Raw genomic sequence first — 21,545 nt, forward strand, 5'->3', positions numbered from 1 at the left:
TTTGTGTTAAAAGGATACATTTAAACCAAACAAGATGGTTCTTGAATTAGGGTAAGTATACCGGTCTATACCAAAAGTTTGTATACCATCTATTTCACTACCTGTGTTTACCTCTGGACTGTAGCCCGTATAATCCGTAATGATGAATAAATTTTGACCCGTTAGTGTAAAGCGTATATCGTTCACATAATCATCTAACCCAATTTTACTGGCCAAAAGGTTGTATCCCAATGTAGCATTGTTCAGTTTTAGGTAAGCACCGTCTTCCAAATATCTGGTTGATACCTCATTGGAATTATTAACATCTTCGTTTGGAAACTGAATAGCGAAATCAGTAGTATTCAAATTTCTGCTCAATTGTCCTTTTGAGAATGAGGACATTGCGGTGTGGTTGTAAATTTTATTACCGGACACCCCATTAAAATTAAATCCTAAATCAAAATTCTTATAATCAAAATTCAAATAGAAGGCATAAGTAAAATCTGGCAGGGCACTACCTGCAGCAATACGGTCATCATCTAAAATCTCACCGTCACCGTTTACATCTCTAAATTGATTTAAACCGTCATCACCAATACCAATAAACTCTTTCATGTAAAAGGTACCTATTGCCTCATTGTTCAAATAACCGTTGATCGTTGCGCCAGTTTGCCCACCACCTTGTGCGGCACCTGTGGTAATAATGGCAAAAGGAGAGTCCGTAACCTCATTTTTAATAAAAGTAGCATTACCACCTACATTAAGAGAGAAATCTTCACCGATCATTGTTCTAAAATCCAACGCAAATTCTACACCGGAGTTATGTATTTCCAAATCTTCAAGATTGGTCCATATTTTCTCGGTTGGTTGAATAGGATCCACTCTATTGGCAAACAATACTACATCTGTAGTTACCTTATTAAAATAATCTACCGTACCCGTAATTTTATTATTCAAGAAACCATAATCCAATCCAATATTGGTCTGTGTAGCAACTTCCCATTTTAAATTAGGATTTGCAGTACGAGCAGGTACCGTACCAAATGGATAACCATCTAATGTAGTAGCACTATCATCTAAAGGATAGGTGTCATTATCACTTTTACTATCAATATAACTTGCCAATGACACTTTATTATCTATACCTTCTTGACTACCCGTTTGACCCCAACTAGCTCGTAGCTTTAGGTTGTTCACAATGGTACTTTCTGACAGGAAAATCTCTTTACTTATATTCCAACCTAAGGCTACAGAAGGAAAATAACCGTACTTATTGTTCTCTCCAAATTTTGAAGAACCATCTGCGCGCATGGTGGCAGTCAATAAATATTTATCTTGATAATCATAATTTACCCTACCAAAGAAAGATTGTAATTCATTTTTCTCTGCCGTAGAGAACAAACTAGTAGGAAATTCTTGGCTACTGATCTGATCTTGATATCTTGGATCAATACCATTATCCGCAAAACTTTGCAACTCAAATTTCTTTTGTTGGAAGAACACTTCTTGGTAAGAGTGACCAACCAAAACTGTTGCTCCATGATCTCCTTTTTCAAATGTATAGGTCAACGTGTTATCTACCTGCGTATTCTGGTTAGTAGTGATCCAACTATTTAAATACCCTTGATTTAAATCTTCTAACAAGGCATACGGTGCACGTTGTTGATCTCTATTTGTAGAGGAATAATCTACACCCAAATTAAGTTTGTACGTTAATCCTTTTACAATCTCTACAGATGGAGAAATATTCGCCAAAATACGGTTACTATTAGACTCATCGGCATAGATTTCATTACGAATCATTGGGTTTAACCTATTATCATCTAACAAAGTGGGTTCACCATTTGTGTATAAAGGTATTGTAGGGTTCAGCTCTAACATATCTGCAACCGTAGCACCAGCATCTGGTCTGTTGTTCAAAGTTCTAGAAGCGGATAAATTGAAATCTATATTCAACTTACCGTCCAAAGCCTTTTGATTCAAGTTTAAACGGCCAGAATATCTTTTTAAAGAACTATTGGCAAACGTACCCTCTTGATCGTCAACCCCTACAGAAGCATAATAATTGAATTTATCAGATGCCCCACCACTCATTGAAAAGTTTACGTTTTTAGAAATACCTGTTTGTGTAAGCTCATCTTGCCAATTGGTATTTGCGCCACCATCCACCAAAGTACCACCAACAGCCGGCACCTGTCTTCTGAACTCATCTGCAGAAAACACATCTATTTTATTGGCCAATGTTGCAAAAGCCGTAGAAACCGAAACATTCATTTCCGTTTTACCGGTTTTTCCTTTTTTAGTAGTGATCACAATAACCCCATTTGCAGCACGTGCCCCATAAATAGCGGCAGCAGATGCATCTTTCAACACATCCATGGATTCAATATCTTGAGGATTGATGAAATTTAAAGGATTAGATGCCACACCCGTAGAAGTATTATCTATGACAAAACCATCTATTACGAACAAAGGCGAAGTACCCGATCTAAAACTACCAATACCACGAATAACAATATTTTGTGAAGCGCCAGGCTCACCACTTACCGAAGTAATATTTACACCGGCAACTTTACCCTGTAATAATTGACCAGGATTGGCAACTACCCCTTTATTGAAGTTTTCACTTTTAACCGATGCAATGGATCCCGTAACATCCGATCTTTTTTGAGTACCATAGCCCACAACAACAACATCATCCAATTGCGTAGCATCTTCCACCAATTGAACAGCTATTGTGGTTTGGCCCTGCAAGGCAACTTCTTGCGTTGTAAAGCCCAAATAAGATACCTCCAATACAGCATCGCTCTTAACATCAATTGTGAAGTTACCATCAAAATCTGTAGTGACCCCGTTTAAAGTTCCCTTTTCAAGTACCGTAGCACCAACCAATGGAACACCACCCTGATCGGTAACCGTACCATTAACGGTCAAAAACTCAACCTCTACCACTCTTTTGAAAACCTTTGGTTTTACGGTAATAGAAATAGTATTATTAATCCTTCTAAAGGTTAAATTGGCATCTTTGGCCATTAGCTCTAAAACGGATCGTAAAGACACGCTTTCATAAGCTACACTATAGGTATTCTTAAGCTTACCTACTTTGCGATCGTACACAAAATTAAAATTTGTCTGATCTTCGATATTGGTTAAAATATCCAATACCGTAGCGCCTTCAACGGCGATATCCACTTTGTAATTTTCTAATTTTTGGCCCCTAAGGTCAGCTGCAAATATGGGATTCAGCATCGCCATGATCATAAGGAGACAAAACGTATTGAATGTCAACTTGATAAATTGTTTATTAGTTAGCAAATTCATAATTTCACATAATGTTTAATGGTTGTTTTTTATAAATAATCTTTGAATAATTGACAGTCTGTTTAGCTCGCCAAAGTGTTACAGGCTGTCTACTTTTTTAGGTTTAGGTCTACATCATAATTGGTTTTTGGTTTGTTAGTCATTATCTCTACATTTTCCTTTGATCAGAATAGTACTGTTCTTCAAGGGTTGAAAAGACAAACCCTTTTTCACATAAGTGATACTTTCTAAAACATTGGACAAACTTTCATTATTGAACGAAGCGGTAATATGGCAATCTAACGGCGTATCATCATGAATTACAAAAGTGACTCCGTACCACTTCTGTAAAACATCAAGTGCCTCTTTCATGGTTATATCATTCAGCGTTAAAAGTCCTTTTTGCCAATTGATCAAACTATTGGTATCAACATCGTTTTTTGAAATACTATCAGAATTTTTATGAAATACGCCCTGTTCATTGGGCAGTAAGAACACCGTATTATCCTTAGCTCCAATTTGCACTTTACCCGTAGCAACGGTTACCAAAATATCATTGCTTTTAGGGTATGCATTAATATTGAATGATGTGCCCAAAACCGTAGTGCTTAAATCTCCGGATTTTATGATAAAAGGTTTGGTCTTATCTTTTGCCACATTAAAAAAGGCCTCGCCCACTAAGGTGACCTCCCTGGTGTTGCCCAAAAATTTCTCTGGAAATGAAATTGTACTTCCCGAATTCAATTTTATCTCTGTACCATCAGCTAACACAAAATCTTTTCGTTGACCCCATTCTGTAGTTTCAACTATTTGTGATACAGTAACCGTCTTTTTATTTTCTGTATTTAACCCTAAATATGTTAAAACCCCTAGGTTGATTATTATCGCAATAGCTGCAGCAACTTTCACCCAAGATTTATCCGACTTTCTATTTTGCTTGTCATGTATTCTCTTCAGCAGTTTTTTCCCTACCTGTTTTCTATGATCATCATTTTTAAATACATGACCTTCTGTATTAAGCATTAGAGAAGCATCAAACTTTTCTAAAAGTTTTTCTTCTGTAGTTGTAATTGTACCATTTAGGTACTTGTTCATGAGTATTTTTACTTCTTTTTCGGTCATTATACTATTGTTACAATCACAAGTACCATAACCTAAGGGGCACGCACACTCCAAAAAGCAGGCTTAATGGTTACTTAACAAAACAACGGTGTGCTTAACTTTTAGATAATGAAAAGGAAACTAAAGAAAGAAAAACAAGGTTTTTGCCACGGCAAGTTCTTTTCGCAATTGGCGTAAGGCAAAAGAAATTTGGTTCTCTACGGAACGTTGGGAAATATCCAATTTATGGGCAATCTCCTTATTGTCGATATTATTTATACGACTAAGTCTAAAAATTACCTGACATCTTTTTGGAAGGTGAGAGATGACACTATTTATTCTGGTAGATAATTCAATGACATCATCATTTTGATCCACATCTGATGCTACAGACAATGTATGTGCAACCTCTAACTGAATCTTATTGAATTTTTGATTGCGTAAATGATTGTAACATTTATTACGAATAGATTTATATAGGTAAGATTTTAAAAACTTGACATCCAAATCTTGTCTTCGTTGCCAAAAATCTACCCAAATATCCTGCACCACATCTTGGGCTAGACTGTCATTCATGAGTATAGAACAAGCGTAGGAATACATTGGATCCCATAACTCTGTAAACAATATATTGAATGCTTTTTGGTCCGACTTTTTTACACGCAAAACCAAATTTTCAATACTACCGTTATCTATTCCCTCCACTTTCATAGTTCACAAATCTCCTATAAATTAATTGAAGTGATATTATAACATTGTAAACATTAGGTAAAATGATCTCTTTAACCTAATGAGCGGATAGTGCTCTGCAAATTACTTTTTAACAGCAATTTTCAACACCTTTAATAATTTATCAAAAATTTCATTGTTCTCGTACACCCCTTGAAATTCCTGTGACATGGGACCATAAGCAAAAACAGGAACCATAGTGCCGGTATGGTCATGAGTGGTAAAATCCGCCTCAATCTCATGCCTAACAACATTACCTTGCGGTATGGTCAACCCGCCAGTTTCGTGATCTGCTGTAATCACTACTAGGGTATTACCATCTTCATCTGCAAACTTTATAGCCTCTGATACCGCCCTATCAAAAGAGATACTTTCCGTAACAACACCCTTTATATCATTGGCATGACCATAACTATCAATCTTTGCACCTTCTACCATTAAGAAAAAAGGCTTCTCTTTATTCAAATATGAAATTCCATTCTTGGTGGCCAAAGCCAATTTTTGGACATTTGATTCGGTCACGTTTTCATTGGAATGATCAAACCAAGCTCCTATTTTTTCATCTTCACTTGCGCCTATAGTGTTTATATCGGTTTTTATTACAAAACCGGCATCATCAATATGTTTTACCGTTTTTGTTGGCTGAGAGAGAAACAGTTTTAATTTAGAGATTTTTAAGTCAGAGGCTATTTCTGCCGCCATACCCCTATCCGTTCTATGCGCATAAAAAGAAGAAGGTGTTGCCCCAGTAATTTCATCTGTAGTAATGACCCCTGTATAAAAACCTTTTTCAGATAATATTTCTGTGAGATTGAGAATAGTCGCACCTTTCTTATTAGTACCTATTGCCCTATTATTTGTTTTTTGCCCTGTAGCTATCGCTGTACCTGCACCCGCAGAATCTGTGGTAAAATCATCTGCAGATTGTGTTTTAATAAAACCTATACTTTTTAATTGCGTTAAGGACAATTCTCCATTATTTGCTAAAACAGTAGACGATATCTGCGTTAACCCATTACCGTCACCTATCATTAGAATAATATTCTTTGGAACCCTTTTTGCTTGATCTACTTTAAAATTTGGATAATACACTTTAGAAAAAACAGAATTTTGCACTACTCTGTCTTTTAAGGAAGTAACATATGTAACACATTCATTGGGCATATCCGTATTTATATGATCTACACCCATGTCAACAAAAGCCTTCCAAGCAGATTTTGAATCTGGTGTTGCCCAAAAACGAAAAGGCTTATTTAAAGCATGTGCCTTATTAATAGCTTCAGTAACACTTATAAAGTCCTGAGAAGTAAGTCTACCTTTACCGTTCCATTCAGAATAGTTTTTAAAACTTAAACTTATCAACGCAATTTTTTTAAGCACTTCAGTATTGTTTACAGGCTGCAAACTCTGATAATCAAAGAAAATAAAATCAGGATAATCAATATATTCTTTCAAATCTGGGCGGTTACCCGAGATAACAATTTTTACATTATCGGCGTTAATGATTGCTGGGTATTCTTTCAATTCAGCAACTATAGCATTTAACGTTTTATGTGCGTTTGACTTTACATCTATCAATAATTGTAAAGATTTATTGTTAAGCAACCCTAAGGCTATAGCCTCTTGAAGGGGATTTAAATAAAGTCGGGCCAAGGTTGAGTTTTCTTGAATTTCATTTTGTTCATGTGCTACCAACAATTTTCCGTCCTTATAAAACACATCAACCTCAACAGATTGCACCTCTGCGCCCAAAGCTTTCCAAAAAGGAATATTTTGCTTGTAATCGTTATGGGAATGCACTTTAAATTCTTGTGTATAACCCGCACACACGCTAATGAACAATAAACAAACTATTGGTAATTTTAAAAGTCTCATAAATAATTATATAAAGAAGAAATTTGGTCAACAATCATTAGGTGTTTTTTTACCTAAGCTATTTTCTTTGGTTTGCAAAAGTGAGGTCTAAATTTCTTAATTATTTTAAATTAATATCAAGTAAACATTAAGTTGTTATCAAAATGCTCATATCTATTTATTTTTTTTAGCTAGCTGAAAGATTTTTTTATTTATTTTTGAAAACTACCAAAACCACCAATGACCGAAAATATTAAACAAATGTTCAGTAAAATGAACGACGAAACTCGCGAAGAAGCTTTAGAATGCTTAATGGCCGAGTTCAACTTGGAAAGTACCAAATACGCTAAGAAGAATTGGATTATAGGAGGGCGTATACCTGAGGAAAACCAAGAAAGAATTGTTCGTATTTTTCAAAATCTACTTAGAACACAAGCTTTCAGAATAAAGGAAATAAAAGTGAAGCTATAAAACTAGATTTTTAATATTTCACCAACTTCAAGCTTTAATGTTACTCCGCTTATTTTTAAGGCGAATGATTTTTCAATTAAATACTGCAAAAGTTGAGCACCTTGTTTACCACTTAGTCCGTTGGCATGAATATTTGATATACAATTTCTACGCTCATCGGTAAAGCCTATTTTTGGATGATACGTGGTGTAAATACCCATACTTTCAGGTGATGACAAACCTGGTCTTTCACCAATACATACTGCTACAAAATCTGCATGGTAAAATTCCGCTACAGCATCACCAATTGCAACTCTCCCATGTTCCACGAGTGTAACTGCGAAAGTATAGCTTTCGTTCAAATTTGGTAAAAGATGATTTAAAACTTTAAAGGCATAAGTATTTACCGCTTTTGCCGAAAGTCCGTCAGTAATGACAAAAACAATATCGACTTTTTCAGTCTTTGTTAAATGAGTATTAAACAGTAATTGTCTGCCAAGATCAGGTCTCTTCAAATACTCAAGCCTGTCGCTTGCTCTACTTTTAAATGTTTGATATGGTATTTCCTGCGCTTTACATTTTCGGGATAGCCCCTCTACATCTAACTTGGTTACAATAGCATCTTTTGCCATTGCATGTGCATGTTTTAATGCCAGTACTTCGCCCAAAGGCAAACTAGTACCCACATGGCCTAGTGCTACTCTCGCCTTAGTATGTTCTTTTAATTGCTGCCATTTATTGGCTATGGTTAAATCCTTACTCATAATTTCAACAGCAATTTATTCGCGTCATCTATATTACATTTATTACCCGCTTCATCTATGATACCCATTTTCAACAACCAAGCTTCAAACTCCGGTGCTGGCTTTTTACCAAGAACTTTACGTAAATACAATGCATCATGAAAAGAGGTAGATTGGTAGTTTAGCATTATATCATCTGTACCGGGTACACCCATAAAAAAATTACATCCGGCTACTCCTAATAAAGTCAATAAATTATCCATATCATCTTGATCGGCATCTGCATGGTTGGTATAACATACATCCATACCCATAGGCAAGCCCATAACTTTGGCACAAAAGTGATCTTCCAATCCCGCACGGATAATCTGTTTTCCATCGAACAAATATTCCGGACCAATAAAACCAACCACAGAGTTCACTAAAAAAGGATCAAAGTGTCTAGCTACCGCATAAGCCCTTGCCTCCATTGTTTGCTGGTCAACACCATGATGGGCATTTGCAGATAAAGCGGACCCTTGACCAGTTTCAAAATACATACACTGATTACCAATCGTACCTCTCGCCAAAGCCAAAGTAGCATCATGAGCTTCCTTTAAAACTTGTAGATCGATACCAAAAGAACTGTTGGCCTTTTGCGAACCAGTAATGGATTGAAATACTAAATCGACCGGAGCTTTATCCATAATCTGTAAAGCCGTAGTTACATGACACAACACACAACTCTGGGTAGGTATTTCATATTTTAAACGAACATCATCAAGCATTTGCAATAGATTAATGGTCACACTAGGACTATCGGTTGCGGGATTAATACCAATAACCGCATCTCCACAACCATACAATAATCCGTCTATCGTACTTGCTAAAATCCCTTTCATATCATCCGTAGGATGATTGGGCTGTAAGCGCACCGAAACATGACCTTTTAAGCCGACCGTGTTTCTAAAACGGGTAATTACTTGAATTTTGGAAGTGACGGCAATCAAATCTTGATTACGCATTAGCTTACATACGGCAGCTACCATTTCTGGAGTCAATGCTTTGCTAACTTCTAAAATATTTTGCCCAGATGTAGTATTTTCCAGCAACCAATCCCTAAGGTCACCTACCGTAAAATGAGAAATGTTATCGAAAGCTTTGACATCATGGGTATCGATTATTAACCGAGTAACCTCATCTAATTCATAAGGAACTACTGCTTCATTTAAAAAAACTTTTAGGGGCAATTCACTCAACACATACTGAGCTGCAATTCTTTCCGTATTACTAGCGGCTGCCAAACCAGCCAAAGCATCGCCCGATCGTAACGGACTCGCTTTTGCCAAAACAGATTTCAAATCATCAAAAAGATAATTCTGTTTTCCCAATGTAAATTGATAAGCCATGCTACTTTTTCCGGATTAAAAATACATACACCAAGCTACAAGCAATAAAAATAACAAACGCCGTAAATTGAAGGTATGCAAAAGCCAATACACAAATTAGCGAAATAATTACAGCAGTCATAGCGCTAACGGTTGAGAAAATAGGGTTAAAATCTGAATGTTGATACCAATCGAACTCAGATACCGAAGATACCAAGTCTTCCCTTTTTCTTAAAACTAACAAAGATGCACTTACCGCCAAATACATACATACCGCCCCAAAAACCGACAGTTCAATTAAAAATCCGGTTTGGCTACTCCAAATAGCGACGAGGCTAATAATAAAAACCAACGCAGAAGCAACGGCTCTTTTAGAAACCCCTTTGATTTTTAAATCTGGAAGCAAGGGCTCTAGCTGCGTAGTTGCCGCAAAAGCAATTCCTTGTAAGGAAGCTATGAGTCCAAATAGCCCAATAAATGTAAATAGTTGCACTAAAAAATTCTCTTTCCCCAATATCAATGCCATAGATGCAGGCATGGGATGATTTTCAGTCAGTATATCCATACTTTCTGGCAATGTCCAATCTATACCTCCAGCGGCAAGGAATAACACCAAAAGCGCCAAAGTCAATAAGGTAAAAAAAGCGAGATTATACCCCTTGGTAATTGTTTTTCTAAACCCCTTTCTATCGATCGTTTTGGTCATAAGCGATATCCCTTCAATGGCTAAAAACAACCAAATAGCATATGGTATGGCTTGAACAAAACGCTCAACATCTAATGACCCCACTCCTGAATTCATGAGATTTTCCACTTGAAAAGAACTAACGACAGAACCTTGGTACAAAAATAATTCCGCAATGGCCAATAAGGTTAAAATCACTAACAGACGCACCCCAACATGCATTTCAAAGAGGTTTATGATAGAGAAAAATAATATAAAAAGTGTAGCTATCCAGGGAGACATCGTTAAATCATCTATTAAAAACCCTAAATATTCACCGAGAGAACTGGCAATAGCAGGAGTAGCAAATAAAAATTCAAACAAAATTGCCAACCCTACAAAATAACCCCATTTCTGACCAAAAGCTTTTTCGACATAAGAATGCGGACCATTCGCATTAGGATGTACACATGCCAATTCAATTAAATTTTGCACTAGCCCAAAGTACATTAAAGCCGCAACTGCCACAGGAACAAAAAACCATAATGGTCCGGTAATGGCCCAACCTAAATTCCAGCCGAAAGATTCACCTGAAATCACCATCCCAACACCAATTGCCCAAATGGCAAAAACTCCAATTTTCTTAGAAACAGCAGGTTTTTCAGTAATCTTCATTAAAGTATGAGTAAGGTGATGGAAATCAACGTTCACCTTAAAGCTAAGATTAATTATGATAGCTTAAGCCCAACACCGATATAATAAATAAGAATTGACATAGAAGTATGAAATCAATAAAAATAATAGGTCCATAATTAAAAACCGATAATTTAAGACTACCATTTTTTATAGTTTCTGTGGTAAAGTCAAGACACAAAAAACCGACACATTATGAGGATATGCCGGTTTTTTCAACTAACTCAAACTTATTCTAAACTCGCTGCAAAGATGCATTCATTTATTAGGATCAAGTTTAACTAAACATCAAGGAAACTTTAAATTCGTTTTACATTGAAGTATTCTACGATGGCAATAAATGAACAACCAATCTCTTTTCTATTAACTCAAAGCGACTACACCGCTACATTAGTTCATATTTCGTTTACCATTTTATTCATCTATTTGATTGAAATTTAAAAATTCAAAACTTTATACATGAAAAAATACCCGTAACTGGGTATTGTACAGATACCTAACTTCCAATAGTTTTACCCAGTAATCAATCCGATTCAATAGAGCGTAGTTGTTAGTTGTAAAAATCCGTTCTCCCCACAAGAGGACGGATTTAACCTAAGTAAAATGCAAAGACAAAAAGAAGAACTTCAAATTTTAGCCAGAATAGGAGAACGAAAAATAAAATCGTTAATGAATAGCTATGAATTAACTGAAACTGAGCTTTTAACGATTATTAAACTTCATTATAAATACAGAAATCGAAAGGAATTAGATTTTGCCAAAACCTTGAATATATTTTAAACCAAGCCCTTCATGGAAATTGCCTATCGAAATCGGGGGAACTAGAGAAGCAACGAAATTGAAGGGCTTGGTTTTTATATTTTTAATGGATAAAACAGCTGCAACCTACACCCATTATATTAACAAATCACCTTATATCATACCCTGATAAATTATTAACAATTAGTGTTAATAACATTTAGTGTGCATTTCATCGAATAAATTCAACTTTTCGTCGTTAATGGATAAAGTTTAAATATTTTCGGATTGCGTTAATTTTTTAGCGAGATAAAATTTACCAACATTTACATGAAATTCCACCTTACTAAAGCCTTTTTCGTCCCTGTTGCAGCCATTGTTTTCTTATTAAGTTTATCTTCTTGTGGTAAAGACTACGACCTAGTTTCAGATTACGTAGTACGTGAGAATGTTGAAACCAATATTTTAGAGGATAATATGAATTCCCAAAATTCTAGTGTAACCTCAATAGATACCCAAAACAATAAGGGTAAATAATAGGTTCCTTCATCCTACTAGACTCCGATTTTTCCCTAGATGGCTTCACATCTATATCTAAGTGTATATATTAGTCAGAAGCGCCACTGTACTTAAATGCTTTTTAACTTTTATACCACTAAATAATATTTAGTTTTCTACCTACTAGGTTTCCTTTACCATAAAACATATTATCTTTCTAACTCATTTTCAACTAACTTTGTAATGATTAGATATTCCTCACTTTTTTGTACACGATAATTGACATAGAAACTACCGGTAACGGTATTAAGGGTAATAGAATTACCGAAATTTCTATTTTTAAATATGATGGTCATGAGGTAGTTGACGAATTCACTTCACTAGTAAATCCGGAATGTGAGATTCCCGCTTTTATTACCGGACTTACAGGTATTGATAATGATATGGTACGTAATGCTCCGCTGTTAGAGGATATTATTCCACAGATTATTGATATTACCAAAGACACCATTTTTGTAGCGCACAGCGTTAATTTTGATTATAATGTCATAAAAAATGAATTTAAACTGCTTGGGCATGACTTTTCTAGAAAAAAATTATGCACCGTACGCTTATCAAGAAAATTATTGCCCGGCTACAATTCTTATAGTTTAGGAAAATTAACCAGTGCCTTAGGCATACCATTAACTGACAGGCACCGTGCCAGAGGTGATGCTCATGCCACCGTACTTTTATTTCATAAATTATTGAGAACTGAAAATGCCGAAATTGTTTTCAAGCAATTTCTCAATGCCAAATCTCAAGAAGCTACACTACCGCCCGGCTTACCAAAAGAAGAATTTTTAAAATTACCTACGACCCCCGGTGTTTATTATTTTAAAGATCAAAAGGGAAAGATTATTTATGTTGGTAAGGCAAAAAACATCAAAAAAAGAGTGCTTGGGCATTTTTATGATAAAAAAACGAAAGAATTGGTTCTTTGCGCTGAAACCGCTTCTTTAGATTATGAGGAAACAGGTAATGAACTTATTGCACTTTTAAAGGAATCTGCCGAAATTAAACACTATTACCCCAAGTACAATAGTGCTCAAAAAAGGTCTATTCAACAATATGGTATTTTCACTTACGTTGACCGCAATGGTATTTACCACTTGGCGTTCAATAAGATAAAAATGACTCCCAACCCTATTGCCGTTTGTTATAGCCCAACGGAGGCAAGACAATATCTAGAAACCCTGTGTAGTACTTTTGAGCTTTGCCCAAAATATTGCCATCTGCAAGAAAACGTGACGGTTTGTTCACATTACAAAATTAAGCAGTGCATTGGCATTTGCTCGGATCTAGAAATGGTGGATGAGTATAACGAACGCGTTCATAATGCTATACAAAACATTAAAGATGTTTCCTCCACCTTAGTTATTAAGACCAAAGGCAGAACTTGGGACGAAAACGGCTTTGTAATCATTAAGGAAAATAACTACGCCGGTTACGGCTTTGCACCTACTGAAGTGGCTATTTCACAAATGGAAGACCTAGAAATGTTCATTACACCACAAAAAAATACGCTAGAAACCCAGCGTATCGTAGAAAGCTATTTAAGAAAACACCCCAACACTATTTTTCAATTATAGCGTAGTAGGGCACACATAGTCCGTCTTCTCCAAATCTTCTTTCTTCAATGCTCCATAGCCACCTTTAACATCGATCAGATTATGAATACCACGACTTTTTAAAATAGAAGATGCTATAACAGAACGGTAACCACCTGCACAATGCACCAAAAATTCTCCCTTTTCAGGAAATTTGGACAAATGTTTGTTCAATTCACTTAATGGAGTATGAACTGCACCTGCCAAATGCTCGCTTAAATACTCACCATCTTTACGCACATCAAAAACGGCATTACCTTTATCTATTAAAGTTTTTGCTTCAGGTGCCGTAATAGAAGTTATTTGATCTACTTCCTTCCCTGCCGCTTTCCAAGCTTCTATTCCGCCTTTTAAATATCCGATGGCAGCATCAAATCCTACTCGGGACAATCTAGTAATAGCCTCTTCTTCTTTACCTTCAGGAATCACCAATAGTAAAGGCTGTTTGGTATCGGCAATTAAATCGCCCACCCAAGGAGCAAAATCACCGTTCAATCCTATAAATATGGACCTTGGTATATGACCTTTTACAAATTCATCTTGGTGTCTAACATCTAACACCAAAGCCTCGGTATCATTAGCTGCTTTTTCAAATGCATCCGGCGATAATTCAACATTACCGCGATTAAGCACATCGTCTATATCTTCATATCCCTCCTTATTCATTTTTACGTTTAAAGGAAAATATTTAGGTGGAGGCAAAAGACCATCGGTTACTTCTTTAATGAATTCTTCCTTGGTCATATCCGCTCTAAGAGCGTAATTCATTTTTTTCTGATTACCCAAGGTATCTACCGTTTCTTTCATCATGTTCTTACCACATGCAGAGCCGGCACCATGTGCAGGATATACGGTAACATCATCAGCCAAAGGCATTATTTTAGTACGCAAACTATCAAACAACGTACCTGCCAATTGCTCTTGGGTCATATCAGCAGATTTCTGCGCTAGATCAGGTCTACCCACATCACCTAAGAACAAGGTGTCACCAGAGAAAATTGCATGATCTTTACCATTTTCATCACGCAACAAATAAGTAGTACTTTCCATAGTATGCCCCGGTGTATGAAGCACTTTAAAAGTAAGTTTGCCCAACTTAAATTCTTGACCGTCTTCGGCAATGATAGCGTCAAAAGTAGGGTTAGCGGTGGGGCCGTAAATAATTGGAGCTCCTGTTTCTTTTGAAAGCGTTACGTGTCCGCTGACAAAATCTGCATGAAAATGGGTTTCAAATATATACTTGATCTTGGCATTGTCATTTTCAGCCCTTTGAATATAAGGCGTTACCTCACGTAACGGATCAATAATGGCAACTTCCCCATCACTCTCAATGTAATATGCTCCTTGAGCCAAACAACCTGTATATATCTGTTCTATATTCATACTAAACTACTTTATATTATAACCATCACTTCACCTTTAAGGTACAAGATTTTTTTAATTTATATTCCTTTTGGCCTTGGCCATTCTACTATTTTCATAGGCTACTTTCGCGGCCAACAATGAAATCTCATTGGGGTCATCAAAGAAATCGACAGCCTCTTTTGTTTTTACGAACAAAAATTCTCGCTGTAATTCCTTGATAATACCTGTACTAAAAATAATATCCCTTGTAGGTCCAATGGCACCTGCAATGTAAAATTGCAGTTCACGTTCCCTAATATCATGTATTAATTTAGTCAACATATCCGCAGCGGTTGCGTCAATGTAATTTATGGATTCTGCATTCAAAATAATTCCTTTAAGTGCCGGACCTTTTGCCTTTATATGCTTAAGCAATTGTTTTTTAAAATAAGCTGAATTACCAAAATACAACTGAGAATCGAACCTAACGATCAAAAGATCGTTACGCACCACCACCTCATCTGCAAAACGAATGACATTCTTATAATAGTCGGAATTGCCAATATTACCAATCTCTACAAAATGGGGTTTAGAAGTCCTATAGACCATTAGCAATAAAGAGCATAGAACACCTATTAATATACCTTGTGTAATACCGATGAACAAAGTGATTAAAAAAGTTACCAGCATCACAAAAAATTCATCTTTTCTGTTTGACCATAAATATTTAAAGTACTTAATATCTATAAGTTTTACTACGGATACCATAATGATACTAGCCAGAATAGCATTGGGTAAAAACTTAAACAAAGGTGTTAAAAAAAGTAAGGTCAACACCACCAAAATAACACTGAAGACAGCACTTAAATTGGTTTTAGTACCAGCATCAAAACTAATTGCCGATCTAGAAAAACTTGCTGTCACTGGATACCCTTGAAAAAAAGAACCCACAATATTTGATGACCCTAAAGCAATTAATTCTTGATTTGCCTTTATGGTATCTTCCCCTGTTTTATCTTCAATGGCCTTACCTATAGAAATAGCTTCTAAATAGCCCACCAATGCCAATGCTATAGCAATTGGCGCAAGTTGCTTTACATCTTCAATATTCAATGTAGGCATTATAAAAGATGGCAATCCACTAGGTACGTTACCTACCAATTTAATTCCGTAAGTTTCTAGCTGAAAAAAGTAAACCGCCACAATCCCCAACACTACGATAATTAATATACCGGGAATGTTCTTTGCCCACTTTTTAAATCCCAGCAATAAGGCTATACCAACCAGACCGATTGAGAAATCCACATAATTTATTTCTCCTAGCTTATAAAAAATATTGATTACGGTCTTGTAGATTCTGTTACTTCCTACTACGGAAATACCCAACAAATGTTTCATTTGGCTAAAAACAATTATAATAGCCGCGGCAGATGTAAAACCACTAATTACCGGTTTTGAAAGAAAATTGACCAAGAAGCCCATTCGCAAAACCCCCAATAAAAACTGAATAACACCTACCATTAAGGCAAGTACCACCACCATTTTTATATAGTTTTCTACCCCGGTTATAGCCAAGGTACCCAAACCTACAGCCACCAAAAGCGAATCCATGGCCACAGGACCAACCGCTATTTTTCTTGAAGTGCCTAAAAGTGCATAAACAAGGACAGGAAATAAAGAGGCATAAAGACCATGTACGGGTGGCAAACCTGCTATCATTGCATATGCCATACCTTGTGGCACCAATACAATTCCTACGGTAATACCCGCCAACAAATCTTTTACAAAGTCGGTTTTTTTATAGGATGAAATCCAATCCAGAAAAGGAAAAATGTTTTTCACGCCGTAAATTTAATCATTTCATAGGGCATGAAAGCCTATTTGACAGCCAAGATCATGTATTTAAAAGTGTATTAAACTCCAAAGCTTTCGCCACCCAAAAATCCAGGTCATTTTCATTATCGAACCCATCAGAACCAACAAACAAAAAACCACGTGAAGGCTTACCCGTAAAATCCATTGGGCTACTACCTGGTTTATTTAGCAGTTCTTCATAATTGAGTTTCCCTACTCTTACCATTAGCTTGTCTTCTTCGGTTTTTTTATCGAACATAATACCAATACACATTTTCCCATTAACCATAAAAACGAGCACGCCCATCATTTTCTTCTCCTCTACAAACCCTTTGCCCTTTAATCTTGGTCTTACCCTATCTGCCAAATATTCACTGTATGCCATTTTCTAAAAGTCCAATCCGTTAGTTTCAAGTTCCATGTATTTTACCTCATCGGTAATTGAAGCGGTATTGCCTGCATAATTTTTACCTCGAAGCTTACCAACGGTATGTGCCTCTAATTCCACCTTGTCATTTCTGTTCAATAATTCTTTCAACTCCTTTTCAAAATCCGAATGTAAGGAAAGCCATTGCTCTTCCAAATCATCGGATAGTATTAATGGCATGCGGGGTTCTTTTAATTTTGGGTTATTATGAATTTTAGCCATCATGCCATTACCAACAGTGGTTACAATTGAAAAAGAATGGATAGTACCACCATGTTCAGGGTGTATCCATTCAGACCATAATGCAGCCAAAGCTATTGGTTCATTACTTTTTCGGTGGATGAAAAATGGATAGGTGTTATTTTTAAAATGATGATGCTCATAAAATCCGTCCACATAAAGTATACAACGTTTCTCATTGGCTGCATCCCTAAAGGCGGGTTTTTCAAAAATGGTTTCTACCCGAGCGTTTAATGTACTGTTCCAAATTTTCTTTTGTTGATCCACATTATTTACCCAATGCGGAATTAAACCCCAAGTAGCTACTATGGGATAAAAACGATCCTGATTAGTGTAGATCAACACTTCTGGATGCGAAAACCCGGGTGCATGATGAAGCGGTAGATCGGTCAACGGCCCTAATTTTTCAACAATTTCTTCAATTGCCTTTAAATCTTGATTACGTTTCGCTCTTTTTAGCTGCGCTTCCAAACTGGTTTTCACATCATAACACATACGTCTGTTCTTAACGGTAATTTTTGACTACAATGGTTTTAAACTTACCTTAAAAATGGCAGGCTCATCTTTTAGCACCATAAATCCTTCCGCTAAATTCTGTTGTGCCACAGCATATGGATAAAAGGTAATCGGCTCTATGCAAACCATATTTGGCACCTCTGTCCAAAGCATAAAATGGCTAAATCCTTCAGATGTTATTTGAATGGATTTCTCATCTTTTAAGGTAATGGTATCCGTTTTAGGCACTTGTAGTGCCCTACTACCCACCGCCATTACTTCTGGAATAGTAATGTCTTGATTGCCCGTTGAGATTACGGCATTTTCTGAATGTAGCATAAATGCCGGGTGATAACCCAACATAAAAGGCATACCTTCTTCTCCTGAAATAGAAAACGTAACTTCTAAAGTATTGTTCACCAATTCAAGTGTTTTTACGAACTCAAAATCATAAGGCCAACTCAATTTTTCGGCAGTTGATTTTGCTGGATATTTAGAGTTTAAAATTTCCGTATTCGCGCTATATTTTTTAGAAAATACGGCTTTATTATCGGTGCTAGCCGTAAGTACATATTCCATTTCACGCAATAGTCCATGTTGATCTTGGGTAGCAAATCCTTTTGAAGTATTTACCTTAAAATCCGCTTCATTGGTAGGACCGATCAACGGAAACATTTCAGTGTCTACACTTCGCCAACCAGGGTTACCTTTTTGATGCATAAACTCATGACCAGAAACTTGGTAGCCTACCAATTCTCCAGCTTCAATTTTAACCTGATGTTCTCCTATTTTTAATGTTGTTATATTACTCATTTATCAATCTATAAATTAATAATGCCGTTCTTTTTGTTAATGCTTCTATCGTATTCAAGTTCACGGTTTCCTCAGGAGTATGGGCAGCATTTCCCATAGTACCCAATCCGTCCAAACAATCTACATATTCCGCTACAAAAGAAGTATCTGCTGCTCCTCTTTTACCGGGATCATATGCAATTACCTCACCTTGTTTCAAATCAAGGCTTACTTGATTTAGCTTTGCCAACAAAGCCTTATTTCCTTCTGTAGGTTGCATTGCCGGATAACTATCTTTGAAAGTCACCTTTGCCGATGTATGTGGTAAATTGTTGGCAACAACCGCTCTCATATTGTCACGGGCACGTTCCTTTTGTTCTTCGGATATAAAACGCAATCCGCCACGCACCTCTGCTTTTTGCGCTACTACATTGGTCTTACCGAACACACTACCCTTACTGGTCATTTCATCAAATTCAACAAACGTTCCTCCCACTAAAGTTCCAGGATTAAAGGTCAATAAATCTTCTCCCTTAACATCGGTATAAAAACCGTTCAATATTCTTGACATTTCAAAAATGGCACCTGCACCCGTGTCTTCACTAAAAATACCTGATGAATGCGCTCTTTTACCTTCCACTTCAACTTTCCAGCCAGATGATCCTCTACGGGCAACGGTAGCATAATTGAACCCTGTAGAAGTTTCAAAACCCAGACCAATATCACTTCTTTTTGCTGCCTCAATTAAATCATGCCTACTTTTTTCCAATGGGCTACCTGTACTTTCTTCATCTCCGGTAAAAGCGACTATAATCTGGGCATCATCCAGCAATCCGTTTTCCCGTAATGCTTTTAATGCATAGAGCACGATGACATTGCCACCTTTCATATCATTACCTCCCGGCGCATGGGCAATAGAATCGTTCACCATTTTAAATGTTTGAAACGGACTATCTTCTTCAAAAACCGTATCTAAATGACCTATTAATAATAATTTCTTTCCTTCGGTCCCTTTAATCTCCGCAAATAAATGTCCCGCTCTATTTATTTCTTCGGGCATGGGAATCCACGTACTTTCAAAACCAATTTCAGTAAAAGCAGTAGCAAACTCTTTTCCTACCATTTCTACCCCTTTAAGGTTTAAAGTTCCGCTATTGATATTGACAACTTTCTCCAAGAATGAAATTGCCTGGGCATTATTTTTTTCGATGGTTTTTACAACCTTCTTTTCGTTCTTAGAAAGCTTTTGCGCATTGCTAGTGGTCACTAACAACAATGTAAATAGTGTAAAAAGTAACTTTTGATGCATGTGGTCTGTTTTACATCAAATTTACCAAAAAGGGATTTAACCTAAACTAAATATGGAACAAGCTTATTATAATATACTACTCAAATCGGATCGCTTTTACCGGTGTAATTCTGGTTATTATATATGATGGAATCAGTAACATCAATAAACATAATAACAAAACACCCGCATTTAAAAGAAGAATAGTCCACAGATCTATACTTACAGGTATGTACTCAATATAATACTCCTTTGGATTTGGAAATTTAAATACCCTAAACTGATCCTGAATAAAGATAATACCCAAACCTATAAGGTTGCCCCAAAACAAACCTACCGCAATCAAATAAGCCGCATTATATAAAAAGACCTTTCTAATACTCCAATTTGTGGTACCTAATGCCTTTAATATACCGATCATGGGCGTTCGTTCTAAAATAAGCACCAACAATGCAGTAATCATATTAATACCGCCAACTATAATCATAATGCCTATGATCAGGGCAATATTAAAATCAAAAAGTCCGATCCATTCAAAAATTTTATAGTACTTATCTTTTATGGTCTTGGTATCTAAACTAGCAACCGTTTCTCCGTAAATCTCATTTGCTTTTTGATCAATATCATCAAAACTGTTCAAGAATATCTCAAAATTACCAACTTCGGTATCTTCCCACTTATTCATGCGTTGAATATGCCTTATGTCGGTGAAAATATAGAGTCCGTCAATCTCTTCAAATCCGCTATCAAAAATACCGGTAATGGTGAACTTCCGCTGATTGGGTATTTTATCCGCTGCATCATCCCGTAAAAAAAAAGTAAAGAACGAGTCGCCCACTTTAAAATTGAGTCGGTTTGCCATTATCCTGGAAATCAGCACATCTGAATTCAACTCCCCGGAATAATCTGGCAATACCCCGTCAATAAGAAACTCTTCAAACGGTTTCCAATTATAATCCTTACCTACACCTTTGGCAATTATACCTTCAAAAGTATCTTCCGTTCTTATAATACCCGCCTTGGTGGCCACCGCCTGAATGTGCTGCACCCCATCTACCATTTTAAAATCCGGATAGAACTCTTGTTCCGTACTCACAGGCACCACAGATACTTCAGAATTATTATTATCGTAATTGTAGATTTGTACGTGACCGTTAAAAGCGGTCACTTTTTCACGGATTTTTTCTTTTAAACCCAACCCCGTAGCAATAGCGATCAACATCATAACCACCCCAATAGCAATTGCGGCAATAGCTATTTTTATTATTGGTGCGGATATACTAATTTTATGCTCCTTACCCTTTATAAGCCGTTTGGCGATAAAATATTCTAGATTCAAA

18 protein-coding genes are annotated in these 21,545 nt (G+C 36.4%); 4 read left to right on the forward strand and 14 right to left on the reverse strand.

From position 1 onward, the window contains the following. Positions 1-6 precede the first annotated feature (6 nt). From CSC80_RS02415 to CSC80_RS02430, 4 genes are all read right to left on the reverse strand, one after another. Positions 7-3,228 (reverse strand): TonB-dependent receptor, encoded by a 3,222-nt coding sequence (locus tag CSC80_RS02415; protein ID WP_236973310.1) that lies wholly within the window; start codon positions 3,226-3,228, stop codon positions 7-9. 207 nt (positions 3,229-3,435) lie between these two features. Beyond that, positions 3,436-4,374 carry a FecR domain-containing protein gene (locus tag CSC80_RS02420; RefSeq protein WP_236973311.1) on the reverse strand — a complete coding sequence of 313 codons (939 nt, stop codon included), beginning with the start codon at positions 4,372-4,374 and terminating at the stop codon, positions 3,436-3,438. Positions 4,375-4,521: 147 nt separating this feature from the next. Beyond that, entirely contained in the window at positions 4,522-5,091 is a 570-nt protein-coding gene (locus tag CSC80_RS02425) for an RNA polymerase sigma-70 factor (protein ID WP_058103765.1), read from the reverse strand. Positions 5,092-5,193: 102 nt separating this feature from the next. Continuing rightward, positions 5,194-6,984 (reverse strand): alkaline phosphatase, encoded by a 1,791-nt coding sequence (locus CSC80_RS02430; RefSeq protein ID WP_099189562.1) that lies wholly within the window; start codon positions 6,982-6,984, stop codon positions 5,194-5,196. A 219-nt stretch (positions 6,985-7,203) separates the two neighbouring features. Here CSC80_RS02430 and CSC80_RS02435 point away from each other — a divergent pair, with 219 nt between their 5' ends. Further along, on the forward strand, positions 7,204-7,434 hold the full coding sequence (locus CSC80_RS02435) for a hypothetical protein (RefSeq protein ID WP_058103767.1): 231 nt from the start codon (positions 7,204-7,206) through the stop codon (positions 7,432-7,434). A gap of 2 nt (positions 7,435-7,436) precedes the next feature. Here the strand turns inward: CSC80_RS02435 and eutC are convergent, their stop codons facing one another. Genes eutC through CSC80_RS02450 form a run of 3 tightly spaced genes read right to left on the reverse strand, consistent with a single transcriptional unit; the run spans position 7,437 to position 10,862 of the window. Continuing rightward, the gene (gene eutC / locus CSC80_RS02440; RefSeq protein ID WP_099189564.1) at positions 7,437-8,177 is read right to left on the reverse strand and encodes an ethanolamine ammonia-lyase subunit EutC; all 741 of its coding nucleotides are present in this window, start codon (positions 8,175-8,177) and stop codon (positions 7,437-7,439) included. Next, positions 8,174-9,544 carry an ethanolamine ammonia-lyase subunit EutB gene (locus CSC80_RS02445; protein WP_058103769.1) on the reverse strand — a complete coding sequence of 457 codons (1,371 nt, stop codon included), beginning with the start codon at positions 9,542-9,544 and terminating at the stop codon, positions 8,174-8,176. Before CSC80_RS02445 ends, eutC begins: the two co-directional genes overlap by 4 nt. Before the next feature lies 1 nt (position 9,545). Further along, positions 9,546-10,862 (reverse strand): amino acid permease, encoded by a 1,317-nt coding sequence (locus tag CSC80_RS02450; protein ID WP_099189566.1) that lies wholly within the window; start codon positions 10,860-10,862, stop codon positions 9,546-9,548. 621 nt (positions 10,863-11,483) lie between these two features. On the opposite strand from CSC80_RS02450, the gene CSC80_RS19400 reads away from it, so the two are divergent. From CSC80_RS19400 to CSC80_RS02460, 3 genes are all read left to right on the forward strand, one after another. Then, positions 11,484-11,660: a hypothetical protein gene (locus CSC80_RS19400; protein ID WP_180268574.1), complete on the forward strand. Its 177-nt coding sequence runs from the start codon at positions 11,484-11,486 to the stop codon at positions 11,658-11,660. A gap of 288 nt (positions 11,661-11,948) precedes the next feature. Further along, positions 11,949-12,155 carry a hypothetical protein gene (locus tag CSC80_RS02455; RefSeq protein ID WP_099189568.1) on the forward strand — a complete coding sequence of 69 codons (207 nt, stop codon included), beginning with the start codon at positions 11,949-11,951 and terminating at the stop codon, positions 12,153-12,155. Positions 12,156-12,382: 227 nt separating this feature from the next. Then, positions 12,383-13,747: an exonuclease domain-containing protein gene (locus CSC80_RS02460; RefSeq protein WP_099189571.1), complete on the forward strand. Its 1,365-nt coding sequence runs from the start codon at positions 12,383-12,385 to the stop codon at positions 13,745-13,747. Here CSC80_RS02460 and CSC80_RS02465 read toward each other — a convergent pair. The 7 genes from CSC80_RS02465 to CSC80_RS02495 form a co-directional block, all read right to left on the reverse strand. After that, complete coding sequence (locus CSC80_RS02465; RefSeq protein ID WP_099189574.1) at positions 13,742-15,148, reverse strand: rhodanese-like domain-containing protein; 1,407 nt, start codon at positions 15,146-15,148, stop codon at positions 13,742-13,744. The two genes, CSC80_RS02460 and CSC80_RS02465, sit on opposite strands and share 6 nt — an antisense overlap. A 54-nt stretch (positions 15,149-15,202) precedes the next feature. Next, positions 15,203-16,951: a sulfate permease gene (gene sulP, locus CSC80_RS02470; RefSeq protein WP_099189576.1), complete on the reverse strand. Its 1,749-nt coding sequence runs from the start codon at positions 16,949-16,951 to the stop codon at positions 15,203-15,205. Between the two features lie 52 nt (positions 16,952-17,003). Beyond that, positions 17,004-17,348 carry a TfoX/Sxy family protein gene (locus CSC80_RS02475; protein WP_099189578.1) on the reverse strand — a complete coding sequence of 115 codons (345 nt, stop codon included), beginning with the start codon at positions 17,346-17,348 and terminating at the stop codon, positions 17,004-17,006. 3 nt (positions 17,349-17,351) lie between these two features. Further along, positions 17,352-18,125, reverse strand: a complete 774-nt coding sequence (locus CSC80_RS02480; protein ID WP_099189580.1) for an SOS response-associated peptidase — start codon at positions 18,123-18,125, stop codon at positions 17,352-17,354. 27 nt (positions 18,126-18,152) lie between these two features. After that, on the reverse strand, positions 18,153-18,938 hold the full coding sequence (locus CSC80_RS02485) for an aldose 1-epimerase (protein ID WP_099189583.1): 786 nt from the start codon (positions 18,936-18,938) through the stop codon (positions 18,153-18,155). Then, on the reverse strand, positions 18,931-20,226 hold the full coding sequence (locus tag CSC80_RS02490) for a M20/M25/M40 family metallo-hydrolase (protein WP_099189585.1): 1,296 nt from the start codon (positions 20,224-20,226) through the stop codon (positions 18,931-18,933). The genes CSC80_RS02485 and CSC80_RS02490 overlap by 8 nt, the downstream gene beginning before the upstream one ends. A 76-nt stretch (positions 20,227-20,302) precedes the next feature. Further along, entirely contained in the window at positions 20,303-21,544 is a 1,242-nt protein-coding gene (locus CSC80_RS02495; RefSeq protein WP_099189587.1) for an FtsX-like permease family protein, read from the reverse strand. Position 21,545: the final 1 nt, after the last annotated feature.

Origin of the sequence: Maribacter sp. 6B07 (assembly GCF_002700155.1) — a bacterium.
Lineage (GTDB): Bacteria > Bacteroidota > Bacteroidia > Flavobacteriales > Flavobacteriaceae > Maribacter > Maribacter dokdonensis.

Excerpts from the sequence above, each read along its gene's own strand:
- CSC80_RS02465 (WP_099189574.1), bottom strand. The coding sequence starts at position 15,148 with ATGAATATAGAACAGATATATACAGGTTGTTTGGCTCAAGGAGCATAT.
- CSC80_RS19400 (WP_180268574.1), top strand. The coding sequence starts at position 11,484 with ATGCAAAGACAAAAAGAAGAACTTCAAATTTTAGCCAGAATAGGAGAA.
- CSC80_RS02420 (WP_236973311.1), bottom strand. The coding sequence starts at position 4,374 with ATGAACAAGTACCTAAATGGTACAATTACAACTACAGAAGAAAAACTT.
- CSC80_RS02450 (WP_099189566.1), bottom strand. The coding sequence starts at position 10,862 with ATGAAGATTACTGAAAAACCTGCTGTTTCTAAGAAAATTGGAGTTTTT.
- CSC80_RS02455 (WP_099189568.1), top strand. The coding sequence starts at position 11,949 with ATGAAATTCCACCTTACTAAAGCCTTTTTCGTCCCTGTTGCAGCCATT.
- CSC80_RS02415 (WP_236973310.1), bottom strand. The coding sequence starts at position 3,228 with ATGCTGAATCCCATATTTGCAGCTGACCTTAGGGGCCAAAAATTAGAA.
- CSC80_RS02485 (WP_099189583.1), bottom strand. The coding sequence starts at position 18,938 with ATGAGTAATATAACAACATTAAAAATAGGAGAACATCAGGTTAAAATT.
- eutC (WP_099189564.1), bottom strand. The coding sequence starts at position 8,177 with ATGAGTAAGGATTTAACCATAGCCAATAAATGGCAGCAATTAAAAGAA.
- CSC80_RS02480 (WP_099189580.1), bottom strand. The coding sequence starts at position 18,125 with ATGTGTTATGATGTGAAAACCAGTTTGGAAGCGCAGCTAAAAAGAGCG.
- CSC80_RS02490 (WP_099189585.1), bottom strand. The coding sequence starts at position 20,226 with ATGCATCAAAAGTTACTTTTTACACTATTTACATTGTTGTTAGTGACC.
- CSC80_RS02435 (WP_058103767.1), top strand. The coding sequence starts at position 7,204 with ATGACCGAAAATATTAAACAAATGTTCAGTAAAATGAACGACGAAACT.
- CSC80_RS02425 (WP_058103765.1), bottom strand. The coding sequence starts at position 5,091 with ATGAAAGTGGAGGGAATAGATAACGGTAGTATTGAAAATTTGGTTTTG.
- CSC80_RS02475 (WP_099189578.1), bottom strand. The coding sequence starts at position 17,348 with ATGGCATACAGTGAATATTTGGCAGATAGGGTAAGACCAAGATTAAAG.
- CSC80_RS02430 (WP_099189562.1), bottom strand. The coding sequence starts at position 6,984 with ATGAGACTTTTAAAATTACCAATAGTTTGTTTATTGTTCATTAGCGTG.
- CSC80_RS02445 (WP_058103769.1), bottom strand. The coding sequence starts at position 9,544 with ATGGCTTATCAATTTACATTGGGAAAACAGAATTATCTTTTTGATGAT.